Origin of the sequence: Halobacterium rubrum (genome assembly GCF_021729015.1) — an archaeon.
Lineage (GTDB): Archaea > Halobacteriota > Halobacteria > Halobacteriales > Halobacteriaceae > Halobacterium > Halobacterium rubrum.
Window position 1 is genome coordinate 1 of the sequence record NZ_JAJQQZ010000003.1, and the last position, 25,337, is coordinate 25,337.

Sequence of the window (25,337 nt, forward strand, 5' to 3'; positions counted from 1 at the left end):
TTCGGGCATAGACACTCAGAAAACGCTCCGCCTCGCCTTTCAATCCTTATCTGAACACCACCGTCACACCCGCCCACGCTTTTATGCGACCGTGCGCCGAATCCCGAGTATGGCCAGTGTGAACCTCCGCACGGACCTCGACCTCGACGACCCCACACTCGTCGAAGGCCTCCCCGGCGTCGGCCTCGTCGGCAAGATCGCCACCGACCACATCGTCGAGACCTACGACATGGACCTCGTCGCCAGCATCGACTGCGACGGCATCCCGAGCGTCGCCGTCTACGACGACGACTCCCGCGACGTCGTCCCGCCCGTCCGCATCCACGCCGACGAATCACGGGACCTCCTCGCGCTCCAGAGCGACGTCCCCGTCGCCCGCAGCGGCTCCAGCGACTTCGCCGACTGCGTCACCACCTGGCTGGACTCCCACGACGTCACCCCACTGTACCTCTCCGGGCTCCCCGACGAGAACCACGAACCCGGGGACCTCCCCGCAGTCTTCGGCATCGGCTCCGGAGACGGCACCGACCGCCTCGCCGACCACGACATCGACACCCCACCGGAACGCGGCGTCGTCGGCGGCCCCACCGGCGCCCTCGTCAACAGCGCCGCCGAAGCCGACCTCGACGCCATCGCCCTCGTCGTCGAATCCGACCCCCAGTTCCCCGACCCAGCCGCCGCCCGCCGCCTCATCGACTCCGCCATCGCCCCGGTCACCGGCATCGACGTCCCGACAGACGATCTCGTCGAACGCGCCGAGGAGATCCGCGACCAGAAAGAGAAACTCGCCCAGCGCATGCAGGAAGCCAGCGAAGAGGAATCGACGCAAGCGAAACCGATGCGGATGTTCCAATAGTACCTTTTTGCTGCGGGGGATTGCCTTGCTCGCGCCTGCGGCGCTCGCTGTGGGAATCCCCCTTGCAAAAAGCTACGCTAAAAACTCCCCGCGCTCACTTCGTTCGCGCGGTGAACCGCGAGCGCCGACGGCGCTCGCGGATGCTTGACGTGGCTGCCGGCAGTCTGGTCGGTCACAGTGACCGTGGGACCCGGATTGTGTGACACAAATCAGTTGTCCGGACAACAGTTAAGCGAGATCGCCGCGACGCGCCGGTATGGTCGACGTCGTCCTCTCGAAACAGGAGATAGCCGACGGGAAGACAGAGCGACTCCGGGAGTGGGCCGAGGAGGTACAGCGTCGCAGCGACGAGGCGGTAGAGACGCTGCGGGACGAGGGGATGCACTCGGAGACGGCGTTCGTCGAACACACCGACGACGGCGACTACCTCGTCTACTACATGAAAGCCGACGACATCGAGGCCGTGTACGAAGCGTTCGAGGCCTCCACGCACGACATCGACGAGGACCACAAGCGAGTGCTGGCGGACGTGCTCGCCGACGGCGAGGAAGTCGGCGACTACGAGTTCCTCTACCATCTGGAGAACCCCGAGCGCCAGTGAGCAGGCTGGTGCCACCGGACGGCTGCCCGGTTCGCCAAGAGTTATCAGGTGTCCCGTCCCCGTCTGTGGTATGACGGAGTTCTCCGAGCGCGTGGAGCAGGTCTCCATCAGCGGCATCCGCGAGGTGTTCGAGGCGGCGGGCGAGGACGCAATCAACCTCGGACTCGGGCAGCCCGACTTCCCGACGCCCGAGCACGCCCGGCAGGCCGCTGTCGACGCCATCGAAGCCGGGAAGGCCGACGGCTACACGTCGAACCGCGGGACGCCCGACCTCGTCGACGCCATCGTCGAGAAACACGCCCGCGACCAGGGCGTCGAGGTCGCGCCCGAGGGCGTCATCGCGACGGCGGGCGGCAGCGAGGCGCTGCACATCGCACTGGAGGCCCACGTCGACCCCGGCGAGGAAGTGCTGTTCCCCGACCCCGGGTTCGTCTCCTACGACGCGCTCACTCGCGTCGCGGGCGGCGACCCGGTCGGGCTCCCGCTGCGCGACGACCTGACGCTCGACCCCGAAACTGTCGAGGACCGCATCACCGAGGACACGGCCGCGTTCGTCGTGAACTCGCCGGCGAACCCCACCGGCGCCGTGCAGTCCCCCGACGACATGCGGGAGTTCGCGCGCATCGCCGACGAACACGACGTGCTCTGCATCAGCGACGAGGTCTACGAGCACATCGTCTTCGAGGGCGAGCACCGCTCCCCGATGGAGTTCGCGGAGACAGACAACGTCGTCGTCGTGAACGCGTGCTCGAAGACGTACTCGATGACCGGCTGGCGGCTCGGCTGGGTCGCCGCCAGCGAACGCCGCGCCGAGCGCATGCTGCGCGTCCACCAGTACGTCCAGGCCTGCGCCAGCGCCCCGGCACAGTACGCCGCCGAGGCTGCGCTGTCCGGCCCGCAGGACGTCGTCGACGAGATGGTCGCGTCCTTCCGGGAGCGCCGGGACGTCCTCCTCGACGGGCTCGAAGACATGGGGCTGGACGTGGCGACGCCCGAGGGCGCGTTCTACGCGATGCCCGAGGTCCCCGACGGCTGGGTGGACGAGGTCGTCGACCGCGGCGTCGTCGTCGTGCCCGGGGAAGCGTTCGGCGAGCACGGTGAGGGCTACGCCCGCATCTCGTACGCCACGGACATGGAGTCGCTGCGGGAGGCCGTCGACGTGATGCGCGCGGCGACCGACGCCGTCCAGTAGGACCCGACCGGGGCCCGGTGCGGGTTCTGCATCGTGCCCTGACAGTTATGCCGGCTCCGTTCATTGGTACCACCATGCACGTTTCGCGGCACGGCCGAGGCGCGCGAGCGTCCGTGGCCGCGCTGGCTTCCCAGGTCCACCCGGTGTTCATGCTGCCGCCGCTGGCGGCGTCGGCGTTCGGCGCCGTGCTCGCCGGCTCGTTCTCCCTCGGCGTCGCCGCCGTCCACCTCGCGGCGATGTTCTTCGCCGTCTACACCGCCCACGTCAAGGACGGCTTCGTCGACTTCCACGTGCGTGGCGAGGACGACGACCACCCGCTCACGAGGGCGGGCTGTCGGGCCGCACTCGCCGGTTCCTCGCTCGGATTCTTCGCGTGCGCCGGCGGCCTCTGGGGGCTCGTCGGTCCGGGTGCCGCCGCACTCGCGCTGCCGGCGTGGCTCATCGGCTACCACCACGCCCCCCAGCTGGACACGAACCCCGTCACGACGACGACGGGCTACCCCGCCGGCATCGCTGTCTCGCTGCTCGGCGGCTACTACGCGCAGGCCGGCGCCCTCGGCGTGCGGTCGCTGGCGTTCGCGGCCGTCCTGCTGGTTCTCCTGACCGGCGTGAAGGTCGTCGACGACTCGAAGGACTACGACTACGACCAGACCATCGACAAGCGAACGGTCGCCGTGGTGCTCGGCAAGCCCGCCGCACGACGCTTCGCGTACGGCCTGATGGGGGCTGCGATGGTCGGCGTCGCGGCGTTCGCGGCGCTGTCGGTGTTCCCGCCGAGCACCGTGCTCGCCGTCGCCGCCTTCGGCGTCGTCGCGGCGTTCGCCGCTCGCAGCACCCCACGCGTCGCCACGATGCTGCTCGTGCGGGGCTGCTACGTCTTCCTCGCCGTGCTCGTCGCCGCCGTCTGGTTCCAGCCGCTGGCCTGACGCCCCGTAGCCGGTGGCCTGAAGGCGTCCGACCACGACGCTCCGGACATGAGCGACTGGCAGGACGACGACGTGGTCGCCGACCAGTACGAGGACGCCGAGAACCTCGGCGCCCGCCAGGTGCTGCACACCCGCTTCTCCACCAGCGAGCGGTCCCTCCACGAGTGGCTGTTCGACCAGCTCGACCTCCCCGCGGACGCGTCGGTACTCAGCCTCGGTGCCGGCCCCGCGACGTTCTGGGCGACGAACGCCGACCGGGTGCCCGACGGCTGGGACGTCACCGTCACCGACGCCTTCCAGGGGATGGTGATGGACGCGATGGAGGCCCTCGAGGAGTTCCCCCGTGAGTTCAACTTCGACGTGGTCGACGCCCGCGACATCCCCTATCCGGACGACACCTTCGACGCCGTCACGGCGAACCACCTGCTCTACCACCTCGACGACGCCGACCGCGAGCAGGCGCTCGCCGAGATTCGGCGCGTCCTGAAGCCCGGCGGCGAACTCCACGCCGCGACGAACGGCGACGACAACCTCGCCGAACTCTGGGCGGTCGCCGCCGACTACGGCGACGCGCCCAACGAGCTCGGGTTCTCGCTGCAGAACGGCGGCGACCAGCTGCGGGAGTACTTCGACAGCGTCGAGTGCCGCCGCTTCGACACCGAACTGGTCGTCGACTCGCCGGAGCCGCTGGTGGCGTACGTGCTCTCACTGCCCGGCTTCGACCCCGAAATCGGCCCGGACGTGGAGCGCGACTTCCGGGAGCGCTTCGAGGACGGCGAACTCCGCGTCGAGAAGGACGTCGGCGTCTTCGTCGCGAGACTCGTCGACTGAAGCGAACGGAGCTGTTCCGGGCGGCTACTTCGCCGTGGAGACGATTTTGACCACGTCGCCCTCCTCGAGCTCGTAGTCTTCGCCGACCTCCCGCTTGGTCTTGGCGTTGACGGCGTGGAGGTAGCCGTCGCCGATGTCCGAGTGGACGGCGTACGCCAGGTCGACGGGCGTCGACCCGGACTCCAGCAGGAAGGCGTCGGGGAGGACGTTGCCCTTCGCGTCAGTCCACTTCGACTGGTCCTGGACGGGGAACGCCGTCACTATCTCCAGGAGGTCGTAGACGGCGTAGTCGAGCGCGCCCTGAACGCCCGTGCCGCCGTACGCCTGCATCGTCTCCCGGAGGTCCTCGAGGGCGTCGCGCTGGTCGCCGCTGACCTCGCCCGTAATCTCGAAGTCGTCGTCGCCGGGGTCGTAGTCGAGGAAGCCCGCGTCGTCGCCGCGCCGCAGCGCCAGCTCGCCCTGCGCCGTCGCCGGAATCACGGGCTTGTCGAGGTCCAGCAGGCGCTGGACGTTCTCCTCGGGCGCGACGTCGACCTTGTTGGCGACGACGACGATTGGCTTCGTGCGCTCGCGGACGCCTCGGGCCAGCGCCTCGCGGTCCTCGTCAGTCCACTGGATGGGGTCCTCGGGGTAGTCGATGTCCCGGAGCACAGCCGCGACCTGGTACTCGCTGGCGCCGAAGCCCGTCATCATGTCCGTGACGGCCGCCTCGATGTCGAAGCCCGGCGACCGGGACGCGCGCTCGACGCTCTCCCAGTTGTCCTCGACGATGCCCGCCAGCCAGAGGTCCATCTCCTCTTCCACGAAGTCGATGTCTTCGACCGGGTCGTGCTCGCCGATTTCGACGGGTTCGCCCTCCTCGTTCGTCCCGCCGGAGGCGTCGACGACGTTCACGATGACGTCGGCGTTCGACAGCTCGTCGAGGAACTGGTTGCCGAGCCCGCGGCCCTCGTGAGCGCCCGGAACTAGCCCCGCCACGTCGAGCAACTCCACGGGTACGTAACGCTTCCCGTCGTGGCAGTGCTCGTGGCCGCAGCGCTCCTCGCGCTCGAGACACGGGCACTCGGTCCGCACGTGGGTCACGCCCCGGTTCGCGTCGATGGTGGTGAACGGGTAGTTCGCCACGTCCACCTCGGAGCGCGTCGCCGCCGTGTAGAACGTCGACTTCCCGGCGTTGGGCTTCCCGGCGAGCGCGATAGACAGCATACCACTACCGTTGCCCGACCGCCGGAAAGCGTCTTTCGGTTGGCGGAACCCCACCGGGCGCGAACGCCCGAAAGAGTCACGGGGCTCTCTCCGAAACGGCTCCGGTGATGAACGGACTCGAGGTCGCTGTCCGACTTGTCGCCGGTGTCGCGCTGATACTGGCCAACGGCTTCTTCGTCGCTATCGAGTTCGCGCTCACTCGCGCACGGCAGTTCACCGAAGACGAGTTCGTCGACGGCAACAGACGTCTGGAGCGCGCCTGGGAGATGACCGACGACCTGGAACTCTACCTGACGACCTGCCAGGTCGGCATCACCGCCTCGTCCATCGCGGTCGGTATCGTCGCCGAACCCGCGCTCGCCGCCATCTTCGAACCACTCTTCGCGAACACGCTCCTCGCCTCGGTCGGCGGCGGCGCCATCATCGCGTTCCTCATCATCAACCTCGTCCACCTCACGCACGGCGAGCAGACGCCGACCTACCTCGGCGTCGAGCGCTCTCGGTTCGTGTCGAAGTACGGCGCCACGCCGCTGTACTGGTTCCACTACCTCATCTCGCCGGTCATCACGCTGGGCGACGGCATCGCGAAGGGGACGCTGCGGCTGTTCGGCGTTGAGATGACGGGCGCGTGGCTGGAGACCGAGGAGGACGTCGTCGAGTCCCGGGCGGACCTCCGGCACCGCCTCGACTCGGTGCTCGGGCGGGGCGACCTCTCCGAGGAACGCCGCGAGGAGGTCATCGGCGCACTCGACATCGACCGCATCTCCGTCGGCGACGAGGCCGTCCCGATCGACGAGGTCGTCGCCGTCTCGACGACCGACGACCTGGAGACGAACCTCGCCCGGATGGCCGACACACCCCACGTCCGGTACCCGCTGGTCGGCGAGTCGACCGAGGACTTCCGGGGCATCGTCTACCTCCCGGAGGTCTTCCGGGACCTCGAGGACCTCCGGGACGGCACGCTCACCCTCGAGGACGTCGCCCACCCGCCACTGGAGTTCGACGCCGAAACCTCCGTCAGCGAGGCCATCGACCGCTTCCAGGCCGAACGACAGGAGCTCGCGTTCGTCACCGACCCCGACACCGGCAGCGTCGTCGGCATGGTCACGATCACGGACGCGCTGGAAGCCATCGCCGGCGAGGTCGAGGACCCCTACGACGACGAGGCCGAGACGACACAGTCCTAATCCAGCCGGGTGGCAGCGCTCCCGACGGCCGCTGTGAGGAAGTAGACGCCGACGAACACGAGCGCGCTGTCCCACAGCAGACTGGGGACGCCGTATCCGACGTGCGCGGGGTTCGACTCGCCGAGCATCCACCAGACGCCGTGAACACCGGTGAGCAGCGCGAGTACGCCGAGCCACGCGAGTACCGCCGCCGGAAGCAGACGGAGGCCCAGCCACGGCGGACCGTGGTCGCTGTTCACCGACCGGTTCTCCGTACCGTCCCCGTCAGTGGAGGGCATCACCGCTGGCTGGTCGTGGAGCCGTCAAGAAACCCGGCGGTCCGACCGCGTCACTCGGCGTCCCGGTCGGCCGAACTCCCGAGGCGCATCTCGCCGCGAGCGCGGATGACGCCGTCGACGTCGGCGTCCTCGTCGATTGTGACGTCCTCGCCGGAGACGTCCCCGAGGACGACGGCGTCGCCCTGCACGTGGACGTCGCCGTCGCGGGTCGTCACGTCGCCGTGAATCTTCGTGCCGGCGCCCACCGCGACGTCCTGCTGGGCGCGCAGGCTCCCGAAGACGTTGTTCCCGGAGCCGACGTCGATCTCGGTCGCGCGGATGTTGCCGTGCAGCCGGCAGTCGTCGCCGATGGTCGCCGGCGTCGACACCCGCCAGGCGTCGTCGGAGACGCTCGCGGACCGCGGAATCGTCAGCGGGTCGCGGTCACCGTCCGCCGCCAGCTCCTGGACGAGCTCTTCGGCTTCCTCCTCCTCGCCGAGCTGCAGGAGGTGCGTGAGGTACATCACGAAGAACGTCAGCGTCGGCATCGGGTTCCGGATGACGATCCAGCCGGAAGCCTCGAAGCCCTCTTCGATGTCGACGTCGTCGCCGATGTCGAGGTCCCCGCCGACGACGAGCCGGCCCGTGATGTGGGCGCGCTCGCCGAGGTAGGCGTCCTGCTCTGCGAGCACGTTCCCGTCGACCTCACACCACATGTCCAGCCGGCAGTCGCCCTCGGCTTCGATGTCGCCGTCGAAGGAGACGCGTTCACCCGCGACGACGCTGCGGCCGCGAACCCCGAGTTCGACCGTCGACTGGCCGCCGACGAGGACGTCGCCGTCCGTGACGAGGTCGTGTTCCTCGACGGTGGTCTCGTCCGGAATCAGGAGCCGGTCGATCGGGTTCGGGCCGAGCACACCCGGTCCCAGAGCGCGCACCGCTATAAACCCCGCGAGAGCGTCAGACGACCGTCAGACGACGGTGTTTAGTCTGTGCGCGCGTACCTCCGGACATGACGACGCTCTCCTTCGAAGACGACGGCGTTGACGTGGTGTACGAGGGCACCGAGTTCTGGATGGAGAAAGACCTCATCGAGCAGGCGACCCAGAAAGACTACCAGAACGTCACCGACCACGAGGTCCTCCAGCTCGTGGAGCCCAACCCCGCGCTCTCCGGGGAGCCCCGCCGCATCGGCGACATCGTCGACTGACGCGAACGGCCGGTCGTCGCCGCCGCCGCCGACGTCGGCCGTTCTGATGGCAACGCTTACGGCGCGCCGCCCGGACACACGGGTATGGACGCGCTCGACCAGTTCGACCACGACTCGTGGTGGACGGCGCTGGGAACGTTCGTCAGCTACGGGCTCGTACTCGCCGCGATGACCGCGCTGCTGTTTCTCGTTCCGTACTTCCTGTTCACCGCGCTCTGAGGCGGACTCCGGCCACTACCCGGCACTCACTCGGTGACCACCGTGGAAGTTGTCGATTTCCCGTCTAGTGAGAGAGATTAACTAACGGGAAACCGTCTGTCCGGTGTGGCGATAGACGACTCCGCCGACCGCAGCGGGCCCGAGGAAACCGGGCGCGCTCGCGGTCACGACTCTCCGGACTCGGCGGCAGCCGCCGCCGACCTCGCGGCGGACCTGCGGGACGCCGTCGACGGCGACGTACAGTTCGACGAGTACGCACAGGTGCTGTACGCGACCGACGGCAGCGTCTACGGCGCCCGGCCGGCCGGTGTCGTCCTCCCCGAGGGCGTCGACGACGTGCGGGCGGCGGTCCGCGTCGCAACCGACCACGACGTGCCGGTGCTCCCGCGGGGCGCAGGGTCCTCGCTCGCGGGGCAGACCGTCGGTCCAGGGTGCGTGGTGCTCGACCTGAGCAAGCACATGGACGACGTGCTGGCCGTCGACCCGGAGGGGCGGCGCGCGACCGTCCAACCGGGCGTCGTGCAGGACGACCTCGACGCCGTCCTCGCCGAGCACGGCCTGCAGTTCGCGCCCGACCCCGCCTCGGCGAACCGGGCGACCATCGGGGGCGGCATCGGGAACAACTCCACGGGCGCCCACTCCGTCCGGTACGGCATCACGGACGCCTACGTCGAGGAACTGCAAGTCGTGCTCGCGGACGGGTCGCTGCTGCACGCCCGCGAGGTCGTCCTCGACTCCCCCGAGTGGGACGAAATCGTCGCTGGCGACGACCGCGAGGCCGACATCTACCGGACGGTCCGCCGGCTCGTCGAGGACAACGCCGACGAGATAGACGCCCGCTACCCGGACCTCAAACGCTGCGTCTCCGGCTACAACCTCCAGAAGGCCGTCTACGAGAACGACGACGGCGAGCGCGTCCTGAATCTCGCGAAACTCCTCGTCGGCGCCGAGGGAACGCTGGGCACCGTCGTCGAGGCGACGCTTGACCTGGTGACTGTCCCCGAGGAGACGGCGCTCGCGCTGTACTGCTTCGAGGACCTCGTGGACGCCGTGGCGGCGGTGCCGACGGCGCTCGACTACGACCCCAGCGCCGTCGAACTGATGGACGACGAGGTGTTCCGGCTCGCCGCCGACTCCCAGGAGTACGCGGAGTACGCCGCGCCCATCCCGGCGGGCTGCGAGACTGCGCTGATGCTGGAGTTCGACGCCGAGTGCCACGACGACCTCGCGGCCGCCATCGACGCGACGACCGCCGAGTTCGTCGCCGGCGGTGCCGCCTTCGACGTGCTCGAGGCCCACGAGCAGGCTGAGCAGGACGCGCTCTGGAAACTCCGGAAGGCAGCGATTCCCCTGTTGATGAGCCTGGAGGGCGACGCGAAGCCCTACCCGTTCATCGAGGACGCGTCCGTGCCGCCCGAGGAACTCGCCGAGTACGTCCAGGCCTTCGAGGCGGTCCTCGACGACCACGGCACGTCGGCGGCGTACTTCGCCCACGCCGGCGCCGGCACACTCCACGTCCGCCCCATCCTGAACCTCAAAGACGAGCGGGGCGTCGAGACGATGCACGCCATCACCGAGGACGTGACGAGTCTCGTGCTGGACCACCACGGCGCGTTCTCGGGCGAGCACGGGGACGGCCTCGCTCGCACCGAGTTCAACCCCAAGATGTACGGGCCGGAGCTCTGGGCGGCGTTCAAGGAGCTGAAGTCGGCGTTCGACCCCGACTGGCGGATGAACCCCGGCAAGGTCGTCTACCGGGACGAGGGCGACGTCGCGGAGCCGAGCGACCTGCGGCCGGGCGAGCCAGCGGACGCCCGTGAGTGGCTCCGCTACGGCGCCGACTACCAGTCAGTCGAGCCGACGACGACCCTGGACTTCGCCGACGAGGGCGGCTTCTCGGACCTCGTGGAGCTCTGCAACGGCTGCGGGACGTGCCGGCAGACCGGCTCCGACGTGATGTGTCCGACCTACCGCGCGTCCCGGAACGAGGTCGAGTCCACGCGCGGCCGAGCGAACATGCTGCGAGCCGCCATCTCCGGGGACCTCCCGGAGGACGAACTGTACTCCGAGCGCTTCCAGGCGGAGGTCCTCGACGTCTGCGTCGGCTGCAAGGCCTGCGCGAGCGACTGCCCGACGGGCGTCGATCTCGCGAAACTCAAGGCCGAAGCGAAACACCGGTACCACGAGCGTGAGGGCGCTGGCGTCCGCGAGCGACTGTTCGCCGACGTGCACCGCCTGCTCGCGCTCGGTAGCGCGCTCGCCCCCGTCTCGAACTGGGCGACCGCCCTCCCGGGGTCCGACTGGGTCGCCGCACGAGCACTCGGCGTCGCCCCAGAGCGCGACCTCCCGACGTTCCAGCGGGAGACGCTCACCGACTGGTTCGAGGCTCGCGACTCCAGTCCGCCGGCCGACCCCACGGACCGGGTTCTGCTGGTCCCCGACGCCTTCACCGAGTACACGAACGCCGCCCCCGGGAAGGCTGCCGTCGAGGTCCTCGAAGCCGCCGGCGTGGATGTCGCGCTCGCCAACCCACGACCGTCTGGCCGGCCGGCGTACTCGCTGGGGTTCCTGGACCGGGCGCAGCGCCGCGCGGCCGACGTGGTGGACGCGCTCGCACCGAGAATCGAGGACGGCTGGACCCCGGTGTTCGTCGAACCGGCGGACGCCGTGGTCGTGCAGGACGACTACCGGGACCTGCTGGACGGCGCAGCGGTCGACCGGGTAGCGGGAGCCACGCAGGGAATCATGGAGTACCTCGACAGGGAACGCCTGGACGAACAGATCGGCTTCGCGGCCGGGGACGAGCACCTCGCGTACCACGGTCACTGCAACCAGAAGGCCGTCGGCACCGACCACCACGCCGTCGGCGTGTTACGGCGCGCCGGCTACCGGGTCGACCCGCTGGACTCGACGTGCTGCGGGATGGCCGGGAGCTTCGGCTACGAGGCCGAACACTACGACCTCTCGCAGTCCATCGCCGACATCCTCGTCGATAAGGTCGCTGCCACAGACTGCGACGAGGTGGTCGCGCCCGGGACGTCCTGCCGCACGCAACTCGAGGGCAGGGACGACGTGGCGGCCGACGGTGACCCCCTGCATCCAATCGAGAAGGTGGCGCAGTCGCTGGCCGGTTGCGAGTGAGACGGCGAAAACCGCGAGAGCGGGAGAGACTTACGCGAACGTCCGGGACGGCTCGGCGGTCGCTTCTGCCTCGGTGTCCTGCTCGAGCTTCTCGCGGGCGGACTGGAAGTCCTGCATCGTCACTTCCTGGCGGTCGTCGCGGATGGCGAACATCCCCGCCTCCGTGCAGATTGCCTTCACGTCGGCGCCGGAGAGGTCGTCCGTCTCGGCGGCCAGCGCCGCGAAGTCCACGTCGTCGGCGACGTTCATCTCGCGGGTGTGGATGCGGAAGATCTTCTCGCGGCCCTCGACGTCCGGGACCGGCACCTCGATGAGGCGGTCGAACCGGCCGGGCCGGAGGATGGCGCGGTCGAGCATGTCGAAGCGGTTGGTGGCGGCGATGATGCGGATGTCGCCGCGCTCGTCGAAGCCGTCCATCTCGCTCAGGAGCTGCATCATCGTCCGCTGGACCTCGGCGTCGCCCGAGGTCTTCGAGTCCGTTCGTTTCGAGGCGATGGCGTCGATCTCGTCGATGAAGACGACGGCGGGCTCGTGGTCGCGGGCGACCTGGAAGAGGTCGCGGACGAGCTTCGCGCCCTCGCCGATGAACTTGTGGACGAGTTCGCTGCCGGCCATCTTGATGAAGGTGGCGTCGGTCTGCTTCGCGACGGCCTTCGCCATCAGGGTCTTCCCGGTGCCGGGTGGGCCGTGCAGCAGCACGCCGCTGGGCGGGTCGATACCCACGGTCTCGAACAGCCCGGGGTCCTTCATCGGGAGTTCGACAGTCTCGCGGACCTCGCGGAGCTGCTCGTCGAGGCCACCGATGTCCTCGTAGCCGACGTCGGGGGACTGGTCGACCTCCATGACGCGGGCGCGGACGTCCGCCTCGTCGTCCAGCCGGCGGACGACGGACAGCGAGTTGTTGACGGCCACGCGGGCGCCGGGTTCGAGGTCTTCGCGGAGTTCGTCCGTGACCTCGGTGAGGGCTTCCTGGTTGTTGCCGTGCTGTTTGATGACGGCGCCCTCGTCGTTGAGTTCCTGGACGGTCGCGATGAACAGCGGGGACTGCTTGAGTTTCTTGTTCTCGTGGGAGAGCCGCTCGAGTTTCTGCTGGTACTTGTTGTTCTCGGCGTTGGCGTCGAGCAACCGGTCGCGCATCTCCTCGTTCTCCTCTTCGAGGGTAGAGAGTTGCTCCTCTAGCGCCTCGAGCTTCTCCTGCTGAGAGGCGCTGTCGTCGTAGGGGAGCTCCACGTCCTCGACGGTGTCGGTCATCACACCGAGGTAGGGGGGTGCCGCACAAGAGGCTTCGGGTGGTCGTACCCCCACCCGACGAGATTACCACAGTGTATATTCAATTCCGAAACCATTATGCGGGTGCATTCGGTATCGGTAGGTATGAGCGCGACAGCCATCGACGCCGACACCGTGGAAGCCCTCGAAGACCTGCCGCCGAGCGCGAAGCTCGTCGCGAAGGTACTGGAGTACAACGATACCCTCTCGCAGAGCGAACTCGCCGAGGAAACGCTGCTGCCCGACCGCACAGTCCGGTACGCGCTGACGCGACTCGAGGAACACGACGTCGTCGAGTCGCGCTTCTCGTTCTCGGACGCCCGCAAGCGCCTCTACACGCTGAACTGACCCGGCCGCCGCCCTCCACGACGGCCCAGCCACCACTCCTGCATTCGAGGCCGCCCGCGCTCCCCGCGCTCACCGAACTACTGTCGAGCGCCGAAGCTTTATCCGCCGTACCGCTACACTCTGCCAGTACATGGCTCGCGTCATCCACACGGGGGACACCCACCTCGGGTACCGACAGTACCACGCCCCCGAGCGACGACAGGACTTCCTCGACGCCTTCCGGGCCGTCGTCGAGGACGCCGTCGACGAGTCCGTCGACGCCGTCGTGCACGCCGGCGACCTCTACCACGACCGCCAGCCCGGCCTCCGGGACATCCTCGACACCATCGCCGTGCTGCGGCCGCTCGCGGACGCCGGCATCCCGTTTCTCGCCGTCGTCGGCAACCACGAGGGCACGCGGGACGCGCAGTGGCTCGACCTCTTCGAGACGCTCGGGCTCGCCGAACGCCTCGACGACTCGCCCCGCGTGGTCGACGACACCGCCTTCTACGGGCTGGACTACGTCCCCGAGTCGAAGCGCGACGACCTCGACTACGCGTTCGACGGCCACGACGCGGACCGCGCCGCGCTCGTCTCCCACGGCCTGTTCACGCCGTTCCCGCACGCCGACTGGGACCTCGACGTCGTCCTGAGCGAGTCGACGGTGGACTTCGACGCCGTCCTCCTCGGCGACAACCACGCCGCCGACACCGCGCAGGTCGGCGACACCTGGGTGACGTACTGCGGGTCGACCGAGCGCGCGAGCGCGAGCGAACGCGACCCCCGTGGCTACAACGTCGTCGAGTTCGACGGTGAGGCCGACGGCGCCGGGAGGGACGGCGTCGCCATCTCCCGGAAGGGCATCGACACCCGCGAGTTCGTGTTCGTGGACGTCGACCTCGGCCCGGAGGACGGCACGGCGTTCGTCCAGGAGCGCCTGCGCGAGCACGACCTCACGGACGCCGTCGTCGTCGTGACCGTCGAGGGCGACGGCGAGAACGTCACGCCGGCCGAGGTCGAGCGCTTCGGCGACGACCACGGCGCCCTCCTCACTCGAGTGAACGACCGCCGCGAGGTCGACGACGAGACCGACGTCGACGTCTCCTTCGCCGACCCGGACGACGCCGTCAGGGAGCGCGTCCGCGAGATGGGGCTGAGCGAGCCGGCCCTCGACGTCGACGAGACCGTGCGGGACGCCACGGTCGCCGACGCGAACGTCCGGCAGCGAGTGAAGCAGCGCGCCGAAGCCGTCCTCGACGGCGACGACGCCGGACTCGACGCCGAGCGCGAGGAGGACGCCGACGCCGAGACGGAGGCGAGCAGTACGGAAGAGCCGGCTGTCGCCGCCGACGACGCCGACGTCGCCGACGACGACACCGCCGGCACCGACGACGGAGCCGAGCCAGACGCCCAGACTGCTACCATGGAGGACTTCCAATGAGGTTCACGCGACTGTCGCTGACGAACTTCAAGTGCTACGAGGACGCCGACGTGGCGCTGGACCGCGGGGTGACGGTCATCCACGGGCTGAACGGCAGCGGGAAGTCCAGCCTGCTGGAGGCGTGTTTCTTCGCGCTGTACGGCACCAGTGCGCTCGACAAGACGCTCGACGAGGTCGTCACCATCGGCGAGGAGGAGGCCGAAATCGACCTCTGGTTCGAGCACGCCGGCGGCGACTACCACGTCCACCGACGCGTGCGGTACACGGGCGACCGCGCCCAGACCGCCGACTGCGTACTGGAGACGCCATCGGGCCAGATCGAGGGCGTGCAGGACGTCGAGGGCCACGTCGCAGACCTGCTGCGGATGGACGCCGAGGCGTTCGTGAACTGCGCGTACGTCCGGCAGGGCGAGGTGAACAAGCTCATCAACGCCTCCCCGAGCACCCGCCAGGACATGATCGACGACCTGCTCCAGCTCGGGAAGCTCGAAGACTACCGGCAGCGCGCCGGCGACGCCCGCCTCGGCGTCGAGGACGTCAAGAGCAACGTCGAGGGGAAAATCGACCAGCTCGACGACCAGATTTCGGAGAAGGAGGCCGCAGACCCCCACGACCGCCTCGCGACCCTCAAATCCGAGCTCGCTGACGTGAACGAGGACATCGAGAACTTCGACGAGCAGCGCGAGCAGGCCCAGGAGACGCTGGACGAGGCGGAGGATGTCCTCGAACGCTACGAGGAGAAGCGCGAGGAGCTGGCGGGCGTCGAGGACACGATAGCGGAGGTCCGGGAGGCCGTCGTGGAGGCGGAGAGCGAGCGCGAGGACCTCGCCGACCGCGTCAGCGAGCACCGCGAGCGAGCCGGGGAACTCGACGACGAGGCCGCAGCCCTCGCAGACGAGGCCGGGCTCGACGACCCGGACGCCGAGTCGGCCGCGGCTGAACGCGACGCCGTCGCCGAACAGCGGGAGGCGGTGACCGAGCAGGTGAGCGACCTCGCGCCCGAGGTGTCGCGGCTCACCGAGCAGGCCGACAGCGCCGCCGAGCGAGCCGACGACCTCGAAGAGCGCGCGGAGGCGCTGCGCGAGGAGGCGGCCGACCTCGACGCCGAAGCGGACGACGCGGCTGCGAAGCGCGACGAGGCAGCCGACCGCATCGAGGCGCTGGACGCCGACATCGAGGACGCGAAGACGGCATTCGACGACGCACCGGTCGAGTTCGGTGACGCCGAGGCGTTCCTCGCCGACGCCGAGACCGAGCGCGAAGAACTGCGTGAGCAGCGGGAGGAGGTCCGTGCCGACCTCCAGTCGGCCGAGGACCGGGTCGCGGAGGCCGAGGAGCTCCTCGACGAGGGGAAGTGCCCCGAGTGCGGGCAGCCGGTCGAGGGCTCCCCGCACGTCGAGAGCGTCGACGAGTACCGCGAACGCGTCGCCGACCTCGAGGCCGACCTCGAAGCCGTCGAGCGCGACCTCGACGAGGTGGCCGAGCGCGTCGACCGCGCCGAGTCGCTGGTGGACGCAGAGCGCGAGGTCGCGGACCTCCAGCGGGACCGCGAACTCGCCGTCGAACGCCGCGACGAGCGGGACGAAGCCGCCGAAGCGAAGCGCGAGCAGGCGGCGGAGAAGCGCGAGCGCGCCGACGACCTCGACGACGAAGCCGAGGACGCACGCGAAGAAGCTGAGCAAAAAGAACAGAAAACTGATGAGAAACAGCAGAAGTTGGGTGAACTTCAGTCCGAGAAGCTGGAGCTCGAGCAACGAATCGAACAGTTGGACGACCTCGTCGACGTCCTCGAAGCAGCTGTCGAGGCACGGGAGACGGCCGAGCGCCTCACCGAGAAGCGCGAGTCGCTGGCCGACCAGAACGAGGAGCGCCGCGACCGGCTGTCGGACCTGCGGGAGCGCAAGCGCGCCCTCGAGAGCGAGTTCGACGACGACCGCGTCGAGGCCGCCCGCGAGGACAGAGAGCGCGCCGAGGACTACCTCGAACAGGTCGAGCCGAAACTCGAAGCCCTCCGAGAACGGAAAGACGACCTCACCGAGAACATCGGGGACCTCAAAGGAGAAATTAGACGATTAGAGGAGCTGCGCGAGGAGCGCGAGCGCGTGCAGTCCCGGTACGAGGACCTCCAGGCGCTGCACGACGAGGTCTCGGAACTGGAGTCGACGTACGGCGAGTTGCGGGCGGAGCTCCGCCAGCAGAACGTCTCGAAGCTCGAACGCCTCCTGAACGAGACGTTCGAGCTGGTGTACCAGAACGACTCGTACGCCCGCATCGAGCTCTCCGGCGAGTACGAGCTCACCGTCTACCAGAAGGACGGCGAGCCGCTGGAACCCGAGCAGCTCTCCGGCGGGGAGCGCGCGCTGTTCAACCTCAGTCTGCGGACCGCTATCTACCGGCTGCTCGCGGAGGGCATCGACGGCGAGGCGCCGCTGCCGCCGCTCATCCTCGACGAGCCGACGGTGTTCCTGGACTCCGGGCACGTCTCCCAGCTCGTGGAGCTCGTGGAGTCGATGCGCCGGCTGGGCGTCGAACAGATCGTCGTCGTGAGCCACGACGAGGAGCTGGTGGACGCCGCCGACGACGTGGTGCGCGTCGAGAAAGACGCCACCTCGAACCGGTCGAAAGTGGTCCGCGACGAGACTGTCCCGCTGGCTGACTAGTCCCGGAAGACTCCTTACCGTGGAGGGCAAGTGGCCACTATGCCGACGAGTCAGGGCACGTCCTCGGGCACCAGGACGACAACGACGACGGCGGGGGAAGCAGAGAACAGGGGCGGGAGCGCGGCGATGCGGCAGCTACTGTGGCTGGGCGGGGGACTCGCACTGCTCGGCGCCGCCCTCAGCGTCGGCGGTATCGCGGCGTCGACGCCGCTTTTGTGGGCGTTCGGGCTCGGAGCGGTGGCGGTGTCGCTGTCGGTGCTTGCGGTCACCGGCTATCACGGCCGCGCTCAGTCGGCCTGACGGAGTGCGTCGACGCCGTCGCGGCCGTCCGCTGTGAGTTCGTACGCGCGTTCGCCACCGACAGTCGTCTCCGCGAGGAGGCCGGCCGCGCGGAGTTCGGTGGTGGCGCCGAGGAAGTCGCTCTCGCAGGCCGCGGCGTCGGAAAGCAGTTCTCTGACCGGCTGCGGACCGTCGTCGGCGAGGGCGACGAGCAACCCGAACTGCCAGTCCTCGTGGCAGGAGCGGGCGACGCGGCGAGCGGGCCCGGGGACGCTGCTGGCGAGCGCCTCGAAGGGGGACTCGCCGCCCGCGGGCTCGAGCTCGTCGTTCGGTAGGAAGGCCTCCTCGCCGGTCTCGGGGTCTCTGACTCTGCTGCTCTCGGAGCTCTCTTTGAGGAGGAGCCAGCGGCGGCCGTCTGCGTCCCGTACCGTCTGCACGCCCGGCAGAACGAGGTCGGCGGCGTTAGTCCTTGCGGGTGTACGTGCGGTACCTGAAGCCGCCGTAGACCGAGAGGACGATGCCGGCCGCGAGCAGGCTGCCGCCGGCGTCCCAGTCCCCCTGGAAGCCGACGAGCATCGCGCCGATGCTCAGCGAGAGGATGGCGGCGTTGAAGACGAGGACGAGCGTCCAGAACTTGCGCTGGAGTTCGGTGCTGGCGGCCGACGCGTCCGGGATGTCGACCGAGGGTGCCAGCTCCTGCTCGGTCTCGGATTCTTCGTCGGCGAACGGGAGGTCGTCGAGCACGACGGAAACTGGGGTGTGTGGGAGGAAAGCGTTACTGGTTCTAGAGGGCGTCGCCCAGTGGCACGGCGTTCGTGCCTTTGAGCCACGCGAGCGGATTCTCCGCGTCGTAGAGTACGACCCCGTCGTCTGTGTCGTAGGCTTCGACGCTGTCTCGTGCGTCGTCACCCTCTGGCAGCTGTGGGACGTCGTTGTGGCGATGCCGGTCGCCCGCTGCGTGGTCTGTCACGTCTGTCACCTCGAAGTGTGGTATGGAATCACATGGTATAAGCCTTCTCCCCGTGTCCGTTTCTGCCGCGCCGAAGGGCGAGTTTTTAGGGGAGACGGACGAATCCGGGGACAATGGGAAACACCGAGCTCTCCGAGTTCATGCACGAGAGCGACGGGGGCGGCGGCAACGGCCCCGGCGAAGAGACGGTCCGCGAGGAGGCCGCGGTCGTCGCCGGTGACGCCGACCCCGTCGTGAACGAGGTGCTGACCGCGGAGAAGGACGCGCTGCCCGACGCCGAGGGCGAGGTCGAACTGATGGTGACGCAGGTCGACTACACCGTCGAGGGGTCGGGAGACCGCGAGCGACCCGTTCTCCACGTCTTCGGCCGCACGGCGGACAACGAGGCCGAGCACGTCCGCGTGCACGGATTCCGGCCGTACTTCTACGCGCCGACCGAGACGCTCTCAGAGGACGACCTCACCGACGAAGTCATCACCGGCACCGAGGACGGCTACGAGTCCATCCGGGGCGAGGAACTGACGAAGATCTTCGGTCGGACCCCGCGGGACGTCGGGAACATCCGCGACGAGTTCGAGCACTACGAGGCCGACATCCTGTTCCCGAACCGCCTGCTCATCGACAAGGACGTCACCGAGGGAATCCGGGTCCCCGAGCGCCGCGCCGACGACGGCGCCGTCTACGTCCACCACGACGAGGTCGAGGCCTGCGAGGTCACCGCCGACCTGCGCGTCAACACCTTCGACATCGAGGTCGACGACCGCAACGGCTTCCCGGAGGACGGCGAGGAGCCGGTCGTCTGCCTGACGAGCCACGACTCCTACCGCGACGAGTACGTCGCGTGGCTGTACACGGCCCCGGACGCGACCGTCGAGAGCCCCGAGGACGTTCCGGGCTACGACCCGCTGTCCGACGACTTCGACGTCGACGTCCGGGTCTTCGACAGCGAGGAGGCGATGCACGAGGCGTTCCTCGCGTACATCGAGGAGACGGACCCGGACGTCCTGACGGGCTGGAACTTCGACGACTTCGACGCGCCGTACCTCATCGACCGGCTGGACGAACTCGACTCTGGAACGAGTCACGACCTCGACTCCGACCGGCTGTCGCGCGTGAGCGAGGTCTGGACGTCCGGGTGGGGCGGCCCGAACGTGAAAGGCCGGGTCGTCTTCGACCTGCTGTACGCCTACCAGCGCACGAAGTACTCCGAACTCGACTCCTACCGGCTGGACGCCGTCGGCGAGCAGGAACTCGGCGTCGGGAAGGAGCGCTACCCCGGCGACATCGGCGACCTCTGGGAGGACGACCCCGAGCGCCTGCTGGAGTACAACCTCCGGGACGTCGAGCTCTGCGTGGAGATCGACCGCAAGCAGTCCATCGTGGCGTTCTGGGACGAGGCCCGCAAACTGGTGGGCTGCAAGCTCGAGGACGCGACGACGCCCGGCGACGCCGTGGACATGTACGTCCTGCACAAGGCGTACGGGAACTTCGTGTTGCCGTCGAAGGGGCAACAGGAGGCCGAGGAGTTCGAGGGCGGCGCGGTCTTCGACCCCATCACGGGCGTCCGGGAGAACGTCTCCGTGCTCGACCTGAAGAGCCTCTACCCGATGTCGATGGTGACCATCAACGCCAGCCCGGAGACCAAAGTCGACCCCGACGAGTTCGACGGGGAGACCTACCAGACGCCGACGGGCGTCCACTTCCGGAAGGAGCCGGACGGCATCATCCGAGAGATGGTCGACGAGCTCCTCACCGAACGCGAGGACAAGAAGGCACTCCGGGACGACCACGACCCGGACAGCGAGGACTACGAGCGCTACGACCGCCAGCAGGCCGCCGTGAAGGTCATCATGAACAGCCTCTACGGCGTGTTCGGCTGGGACCGCTTCCGGCTGTACGACCGCGCGATGAGCGCGGGCGTCACCTCCACGAACCGCGAGGTCATCTCGTTCACCGAAGAAGCCGCCGAGGACTTCGGCTACGAGGTCGCATACGGCGACACCGACAGCGTCATGCTCGAACTCGGCGGCGGGATGACCAAAGAGGAGGCCATCGAGGAGTCCTTCGACATCGAGGACCACATCAACGCCGCCTACGACGAGTTCGCCAGCGAGCAGCTGAACGCCGACGACCACCGCTTCCAGATCGAGTTCGAGAAGCTCTACCGTCGGTTCTTCCAGGCGGGCAAGAAGAAGCGCTACGCCGGCCACATCGTCTGGAAGGAGGGCAAGGACGTCGACGACGTCGACATCACGGGCTTCGAGTACCAGCGCTCGGACATCGCACCCATCACGAAGCGCGTCCAGAAGGAGGTCATCGACCTCGTGGTGCGGGAGGGCGACGTGGACGGCGTCGAGGACTACGTCCACGGCGTCATCGAGGAGTTCCAGGACGGCGACGTGGACCTCGACGACATCGGTATCCCGGGCGGCATCGGCAAACGCCTGGACAACTACGACACGGACACGGCGCAAGTGCGTGGCGCGAAGTATGCGAACCTCCTGCTCGGAACGAACTTCGACCGCGGCTCGAAGCCCAAGCGGCTCTACCTCGCGAAGGTCCACCCCGAGTTCTTCCGCGAGTTCGAGGCCGACCAGCCGGGCGCCGACGACGACCCGCTGTACATCGAGTTCAAGCGCGACCCGGACGTCATCTGTTACGAGTACGCCGACCAGATCCCCGACGAGTTCGAGGTCGACTACGACAAGATGCTGGACAAGACCCTCAAGGGACCCATCGAGCGCATCCTCGAGGCGCTGGACATCTCCTGGGACGAAGTGAAGTCCGGGCAGACACAGACCGGCCTCGGGAGTTTCACGTAGCGCTCCGGGCGCGGCCCGTCCCGCACTCGGTCAGAAGTGCGAGAACTTGTCCTGCCGGTAGACGTCGATTTCGCTGGTCGTCGCGGGCGGGTCCTGTGTGGCCGCGAACGCGATGGCGCCGGCGACGTCCTCTGGTTCGCAGACCTCGCCCTCGTCGAAGGCGTCCTCGAAGGCGGTGCCGTCGGTCTCGTTGAACCGGGTACGGACCTCGCTGGGGTTGACGACGGTGACGGCGACGCCGTCGTCGCCGTAGCGGGCTTCGACGCTGTGCGCGAACCCGCGGGTCCACCACTTCGTCGCGGCGTAGACGGGGTTGAACGGCCGGGGGTACTGGCCGGCGAAGCTCCCGACGAAGACGAGGTTCCCCTCGGACTCCTGGAGGTGGGGGAGCGCGGCGCGGGTGGCGTAGAACATGCCGTCGCAGTTCACGCGCATCATCTGGTGGTACTGGTCGTCGGTCATCTCCGTGACGCCCTCGCCGCGAGCGAGGCCCGCGTTGTTCACGAGAATGTCGAGGCTGCCGTACTCCTCGACGGTCGCGTCGACGAGCGCGTCGACGGCGTCCCGGTCCGCGACGTCGGTCGGGACGACGTGTGCGTCGGTGCCGTGCTGGGCGGTGACCGCGTCGGCCACGTCGCGGAGGCGGTCCTCGCTGCGGGCCGCGAGCACGACGTTCGCGCCCTCGCTGGCGAGGGCGTGTGCGGTCGCTTCGCCGATACCGCTGCTGGCGCCGGTGACGACGGCGATGTCGCCGTCCAGTTCGGTCGAGGCCATGTCTGGAGCGTCGTGCGGGAGGGTCTTGGTGGTTCGCCCGGCGAACAGTTATGGAGACCGCCAGCGTACGTTATTCTGTACCAATGTCAGGCAAGCAACTGCTGATGGTGACCGGCGACTTCACAGAGGACTACGAGACGATGGTGCCGTTCCAGGCGCTGCAGGCCGTCGGCCACGAGGTCCACGCCGTCTGCCCGGAGAAGGAAGCCGGCGAGACGGTGAAGACGGCGATCCACGACTTCCGGGGCGACCAGACGTACCTCGAGACGCGGGGCCACGACTTCGAGCTGACCGCGACACTCGACGAGGTCGACCCCGCCGACTACGACGGCCTCGTCGTACCGGGCGGCCGGGCGCCGGAGTACCTCCGGACGTACGACGAGGTCATCGAAACCGTCCAGCACTTCTTCGACGCCGAGAAGCCGGTGGCGACGCTCTGCCACGGCCCACAGTTGCTCGCCGCGGCGGGCGTGCTGGACGGCTACGAGCTGACCTCCTACCCCGCCGTCCGCCCCGAGTGCGAGGCGGCCGGCTGCACGTGGGTCGACGAGGTGACGACGGACGGGAACCTCGTGACGGCGCAGGCGTGGCCGGACCACGCCGAGTGGATTTCGCAGTTTCTGGACGTGCTCGGGACGACCGTCGAGCACGGGGACCCGGTGGCCGCCGACGACTGACGCGATTTTCCGAAACGGAAATTCATTTTTGCGGTCGAGAAAGCACTTACAGTGAAATCCGCAACGGTTATGGTGCTCTCTGACGTTGTTTAGGATGACCTAATCGATGGCTACGCTCGAACTCAAAGACGTACACGCGAAAGTGGCTGAGGACGGCGGCGAGACGATTCTCGAAGGCGTGGACCTCGAGATTCCCTCCGGAGAGATCCACGCCCTGATGGGGCCCAACGGCTCCGGGAAGTCCACGACGGCGAAGATCGTCGCCGGCCACCCCGCGTACGACGTCACCGACGGCGAAGTCCTGCTCACGCTCGAAGACGGTGACTTCGACGGCGTCGAGGCGGTTCCCGAGGACGAACGCACCTTCGACCTGCTGGAGCTGGAGCCGAACGAGCGCGCCGCGCTCGGCATCTACCTCGGCTTCCAGTACCCCGCAGAGATCGAGGGCGTCACCCTCGTGAACTTCCTCCGCACGGCGCTCAACGCCAAGCTCGAGGAACGCGAGGAGCTGCTCTTCGAGGACGAGGAAGAGGAGGCGGCTGACGACGACGACGAGGAGGACGCGGGCTACGAGACCTCCCCGATGGAGGGTCCCGCCGACGAGGGCGAGATCGGCGTCGCCGAGTTCCAGGAGATCCTCTCCGAGAAGATGGACGTCCTCGACATGGACGAGAAGTTCGCGAACCGCTACCTGAACGCGGGCTTCTCCGGCGGCGAGAAGAAGCAAAACGAGGTCCTCCAGGCCGCCATCCTCGAGCCCTCGATCGCGGTGCTCGACGAGATCGACTCCGGGCTCGACATCGACCGCCTGCAGGACGTCTCGAAGGGCATCAACGCCCTCCGCGACGAACAGGGCACCGGCATCCTCCAGATCACCCACTACCAGCGCATCCTCGACTACGTCGAGCCCGACCGCGTCCACATCATGCTGGACGGCGAAGTCGTCATGGAAGGCGACGCGGAGCTCGCACAGAAGCTCGAGGACGAGGGCTACGACTGGGTCCGCGACCAGGTCTACGAGACCGCGTAACGGCTCCCGGACACGCGACCCCCCACAAACACAACACATGAGTTCCGAAGACATTCAAGAGACCGACACCGAGGCGCGCTTCGAGTTCAAGAAGGAGGAGCACTCCGCCTTCGAATCCGAGAAGGGCCTGACCGAGGAGACCATCCGCGTCATCTCCGAGGACAAGGACGAGCCCGACTGGATGCTCGAGCGCCGCCTCCGCGCGCTCGAACAGTACAAGAAGATGCCGATGCCGACGGACTGGCCGGGCCAGCCGGACCTCTCCGAGCTCGACGTCGAGGAGATCATCCCGTACATCCGCCCCGACGTCGACAAGCGCTCGGGCGCGGACGAGTGGGAGGACCTCCCGGACGAGATCCAGGACACGTTCGAACAGCTGGGTATCCCCGAGGCCGAGCGCAACGCGCTCTCCGGCGTCGGCGCCCAGTACGAGTCCGAGGTCGTCTACCAGAACATGCAGGAGCGCTGGGAGGAGAAGGGCGTCGTCTTCTGCAACATGGACGAGGCCGTTCGCGAGTACCCGGAGCTCGTCAGAGAGCACTTCATGACGAGCTGCGTGCCGCCGAGCGACAACAAGTTCGCGGCGCTCCACGGCGCCGTCTGGTCCGGCGGGAGCTTCGTGTACGTCCCCGAGGACGTCACGGTGAACATGCCCGTGCAGGCCTACTTCCGGATGAACTCCGAGGGGATGGGCCAGTTCGAGCACACGCTCATCATCGCCGAGGAGGGCTCGGAAGTCCACTACATCGAGGGCTGTTCGGCGCCGAAGTATGCGAGCCACAACCTCCACTCCGGCGGCGTCGAGGTGTTCGTCGGGGAGGACGCTCACGTCCAGTACTCGACCGTGCAGAACTGGTCGCGAAACACGTTCAACCTCAACACGAAGCGCGCGGTCGTCGAGGAGAACGGCACGATGGAGTGGGTCTCCGGCAGCATGGGCTCGAAGGCCACGATGCTGTACCCCTCCACGATTCTGAAGGGGCGCGGCGCGACTGACAACCACATCACTATCGCGTTCGCGGGCGAGGGCCAGGACATCGACACCGGCGCGAAGGTCTACCACAACGCGCCGGACACGAAGTCCACCATCGAGTCGAAGTCCGTCGCGAAAGACGGCGGCCGCACGAACTACCGCGGCCTCGTCCACATCGCGGACGGCGCCGAGAACTCGAAGACGAACGTCGAGTGCGACGCGCTGATGTTCGACAACGAGTCCACCAGCGACACCATGCCGTACATGGAGATCAACGAGTCGAAGGTGGACGTCGCCCACGAGGCGACCGTCGGGAAGATCGGCGACGAGGACGTGTTCTACCTCCAGAGCCGCGGTCTCGACGACGACGACGCCAAGCAGATGATCGTCTCCGGGTTCATCGAACCCATCACGGAGGAACTGCCCATCGAGTACGCGGTCGAGCTGAACCGCCTCATCGAACTCGAGATGGAGGGGAGCCTCGGTTAA

The 25,337-nt window shown here is 68.2% G+C and carries 25 protein-coding genes; 17 read left to right on the forward strand and 8 right to left on the reverse strand.

All coding sequences use genetic code 11. The features are described 5' to 3' along the window. Positions 1-109: 109 nt before the first annotated feature. The 5 genes from LT971_RS11350 to LT971_RS11370 all read left to right on the forward strand — a co-directional run bounded on the left by LT971_RS11350 (position 110) and on the right by LT971_RS11370 (position 4,406). Positions 110-856: a proteasome assembly chaperone family protein gene (locus LT971_RS11350; RefSeq protein WP_237007047.1), complete on the forward strand. Its 747-nt coding sequence runs from the start codon at positions 110-112 to the stop codon at positions 854-856. 256 nt (positions 857-1,112) lie between these two features. Further along, a complete protein-coding gene (locus tag LT971_RS11355) occupies positions 1,113-1,457 on the forward strand; it encodes a DUF6176 family protein (RefSeq protein ID WP_237007048.1) in 345 nt (114 codons plus the stop codon). A 70-nt stretch (positions 1,458-1,527) separates the two neighbouring features. Then, positions 1,528-2,649, forward strand: a complete 1,122-nt coding sequence (locus LT971_RS11360) for a pyridoxal phosphate-dependent aminotransferase (RefSeq protein WP_237007049.1) — start codon at positions 1,528-1,530, stop codon at positions 2,647-2,649. Positions 2,650-2,723: 74 nt separating this feature from the next. Then, positions 2,724-3,575, forward strand: a complete 852-nt coding sequence (locus LT971_RS11365) for a UbiA family prenyltransferase (RefSeq protein ID WP_237007050.1) — start codon at positions 2,724-2,726, stop codon at positions 3,573-3,575. A 48-nt stretch (positions 3,576-3,623) separates the two neighbouring features. Further along, a complete protein-coding gene (locus LT971_RS11370) occupies positions 3,624-4,406 on the forward strand; it encodes a class I SAM-dependent methyltransferase (RefSeq protein WP_237007051.1) in 783 nt (260 codons plus the stop codon). Between the two features lie 24 nt (positions 4,407-4,430). Here LT971_RS11370 and LT971_RS11375 read toward each other — a convergent pair whose 3' ends face one another. Beyond that, complete coding sequence (locus LT971_RS11375) at positions 4,431-5,612, reverse strand: redox-regulated ATPase YchF (RefSeq protein WP_237007052.1); 1,182 nt, start codon at positions 5,610-5,612, stop codon at positions 4,431-4,433. Positions 5,613-5,719: 107 nt separating this feature from the next. Here LT971_RS11375 and LT971_RS11380 point away from each other — a divergent pair, with 107 nt between their 5' ends. Then, positions 5,720-6,799 (forward strand): hemolysin family protein, encoded by a 1,080-nt coding sequence (locus LT971_RS11380; protein ID WP_237007053.1) that lies wholly within the window; start codon positions 5,720-5,722, stop codon positions 6,797-6,799. On the opposite strand, the gene LT971_RS11385 is transcribed toward LT971_RS11380, so the two are convergent. Then, positions 6,796-7,077: a hypothetical protein gene (locus LT971_RS11385; RefSeq protein ID WP_237007054.1), complete on the reverse strand. Its 282-nt coding sequence runs from the start codon at positions 7,075-7,077 to the stop codon at positions 6,796-6,798. The two genes, LT971_RS11380 and LT971_RS11385, sit on opposite strands and share 4 nt — an antisense overlap. 50 nt (positions 7,078-7,127) lie before the next feature. Continuing rightward, the gene (locus tag LT971_RS11390) at positions 7,128-7,973 is read right to left on the reverse strand and encodes a polymer-forming cytoskeletal protein (protein ID WP_237007055.1); all 846 of its coding nucleotides are present in this window, start codon (positions 7,971-7,973) and stop codon (positions 7,128-7,130) included. Between the two features lie 95 nt (positions 7,974-8,068). Between LT971_RS11390 and LT971_RS11395 the strand changes: the two genes are divergently transcribed. The 3 genes from LT971_RS11395 to LT971_RS11400 all read left to right on the forward strand — a co-directional run bounded on the left by LT971_RS11395 (position 8,069) and on the right by LT971_RS11400 (position 11,626). Beyond that, the gene (locus LT971_RS11395) at positions 8,069-8,266 is read left to right on the forward strand and encodes a DUF5800 family protein (RefSeq protein ID WP_237007056.1); all 198 of its coding nucleotides are present in this window, start codon (positions 8,069-8,071) and stop codon (positions 8,264-8,266) included. An 84-nt stretch (positions 8,267-8,350) separates the two neighbouring features. Continuing rightward, the gene (locus tag LT971_RS16455) at positions 8,351-8,485 is read left to right on the forward strand and encodes a hypothetical protein (RefSeq protein WP_272904820.1); all 135 of its coding nucleotides are present in this window, start codon (positions 8,351-8,353) and stop codon (positions 8,483-8,485) included. A gap of 105 nt (positions 8,486-8,590) precedes the next feature. Next, positions 8,591-11,626 (forward strand): FAD-binding and (Fe-S)-binding domain-containing protein, encoded by a 3,036-nt coding sequence (locus LT971_RS11400; RefSeq protein ID WP_237007057.1) that lies wholly within the window; start codon positions 8,591-8,593, stop codon positions 11,624-11,626. Positions 11,627-11,656: 30 nt separating this feature from the next. Here LT971_RS11400 and pan1 read toward each other — a convergent pair whose 3' ends face one another. Further along, positions 11,657-12,877 carry a proteasome-activating nucleotidase Pan1 gene (pan1, locus tag LT971_RS11405; RefSeq protein ID WP_237007058.1) on the reverse strand — a complete coding sequence of 407 codons (1,221 nt, stop codon included), beginning with the start codon at positions 12,875-12,877 and terminating at the stop codon, positions 11,657-11,659. A 123-nt stretch (positions 12,878-13,000) separates the two neighbouring features. Between pan1 and LT971_RS11410 the strand changes: the two genes are divergently transcribed. The 4 genes from LT971_RS11410 to LT971_RS11425 all read left to right on the forward strand — a co-directional run bounded on the left by LT971_RS11410 (position 13,001) and on the right by LT971_RS11425 (position 17,623). Next, complete coding sequence (locus LT971_RS11410; protein ID WP_237007059.1) at positions 13,001-13,243, forward strand: MarR family transcriptional regulator; 243 nt, start codon at positions 13,001-13,003, stop codon at positions 13,241-13,243. Positions 13,244-13,373: 130 nt separating this feature from the next. After that, entirely contained in the window at positions 13,374-14,663 is a 1,290-nt protein-coding gene (gene mre11 / locus LT971_RS11415) for a DNA double-strand break repair protein Mre11 (RefSeq protein WP_237007060.1), read from the forward strand. Further along, positions 14,660-17,323 (forward strand): DNA double-strand break repair ATPase Rad50, encoded by a 2,664-nt coding sequence (gene rad50, locus LT971_RS11420; RefSeq protein WP_237007061.1) that lies wholly within the window; start codon positions 14,660-14,662, stop codon positions 17,321-17,323. The genes mre11 and rad50 overlap by 4 nt, the downstream gene beginning before the upstream one ends. Before the next feature lie 39 nt (positions 17,324-17,362). Continuing rightward, positions 17,363-17,623: a hypothetical protein gene (locus LT971_RS11425; protein WP_237007062.1), complete on the forward strand. Its 261-nt coding sequence runs from the start codon at positions 17,363-17,365 to the stop codon at positions 17,621-17,623. Here the strand turns inward: LT971_RS11425 and LT971_RS11430 are convergent. The 3 genes from LT971_RS11430 to LT971_RS11440 are packed head-to-tail and all read right to left on the reverse strand — an operon-like array spanning position 17,611 to position 18,581. Next, on the reverse strand, positions 17,611-18,039 hold the full coding sequence (locus LT971_RS11430) for a DUF7346 family protein (RefSeq protein WP_237007063.1): 429 nt from the start codon (positions 18,037-18,039) through the stop codon (positions 17,611-17,613). The two genes, LT971_RS11425 and LT971_RS11430, sit on opposite strands and share 13 nt — an antisense overlap. Positions 18,040-18,064: 25 nt before the next feature. Then, positions 18,065-18,346: a DUF7322 domain-containing protein gene (locus LT971_RS11435; protein WP_237007064.1), complete on the reverse strand. Its 282-nt coding sequence runs from the start codon at positions 18,344-18,346 to the stop codon at positions 18,065-18,067. 40 nt (positions 18,347-18,386) lie between these two features. Continuing rightward, entirely contained in the window at positions 18,387-18,581 is a 195-nt protein-coding gene (locus LT971_RS11440; RefSeq protein WP_237007065.1) for a DUF7331 family protein, read from the reverse strand. A gap of 104 nt (positions 18,582-18,685) precedes the next feature. Here LT971_RS11440 and LT971_RS11445 point away from each other — a divergent pair, with 104 nt between their 5' ends. Further along, positions 18,686-21,394: a DNA-directed DNA polymerase gene (locus LT971_RS11445; protein WP_237007066.1), complete on the forward strand. Its 2,709-nt coding sequence runs from the start codon at positions 18,686-18,688 to the stop codon at positions 21,392-21,394. 30 nt (positions 21,395-21,424) lie between these two features. Here LT971_RS11445 and LT971_RS11450 read toward each other — a convergent pair whose 3' ends face one another. Continuing rightward, a complete protein-coding gene (locus LT971_RS11450) occupies positions 21,425-22,168 on the reverse strand; it encodes an SDR family oxidoreductase (protein ID WP_237007067.1) in 744 nt (247 codons plus the stop codon). Positions 22,169-22,251: 83 nt separating this feature from the next. Between LT971_RS11450 and LT971_RS11455 the strand changes: the two genes are divergently transcribed. From LT971_RS11455 to sufB, 3 genes are all read left to right on the forward strand, one after another. After that, positions 22,252-22,845: a DJ-1/PfpI family protein gene (locus LT971_RS11455; RefSeq protein ID WP_237007068.1), complete on the forward strand. Its 594-nt coding sequence runs from the start codon at positions 22,252-22,254 to the stop codon at positions 22,843-22,845. 106 nt (positions 22,846-22,951) lie between these two features. Next, positions 22,952-23,875: an ABC transporter ATP-binding protein gene (locus tag LT971_RS11460; protein ID WP_237007069.1), complete on the forward strand. Its 924-nt coding sequence runs from the start codon at positions 22,952-22,954 to the stop codon at positions 23,873-23,875. A 37-nt stretch (positions 23,876-23,912) separates the two neighbouring features. Further along, on the forward strand, positions 23,913-25,337 hold the full coding sequence (gene sufB / locus LT971_RS11465; protein WP_237007070.1) for a Fe-S cluster assembly protein SufB: 1,425 nt from the start codon (positions 23,913-23,915) through the stop codon (positions 25,335-25,337).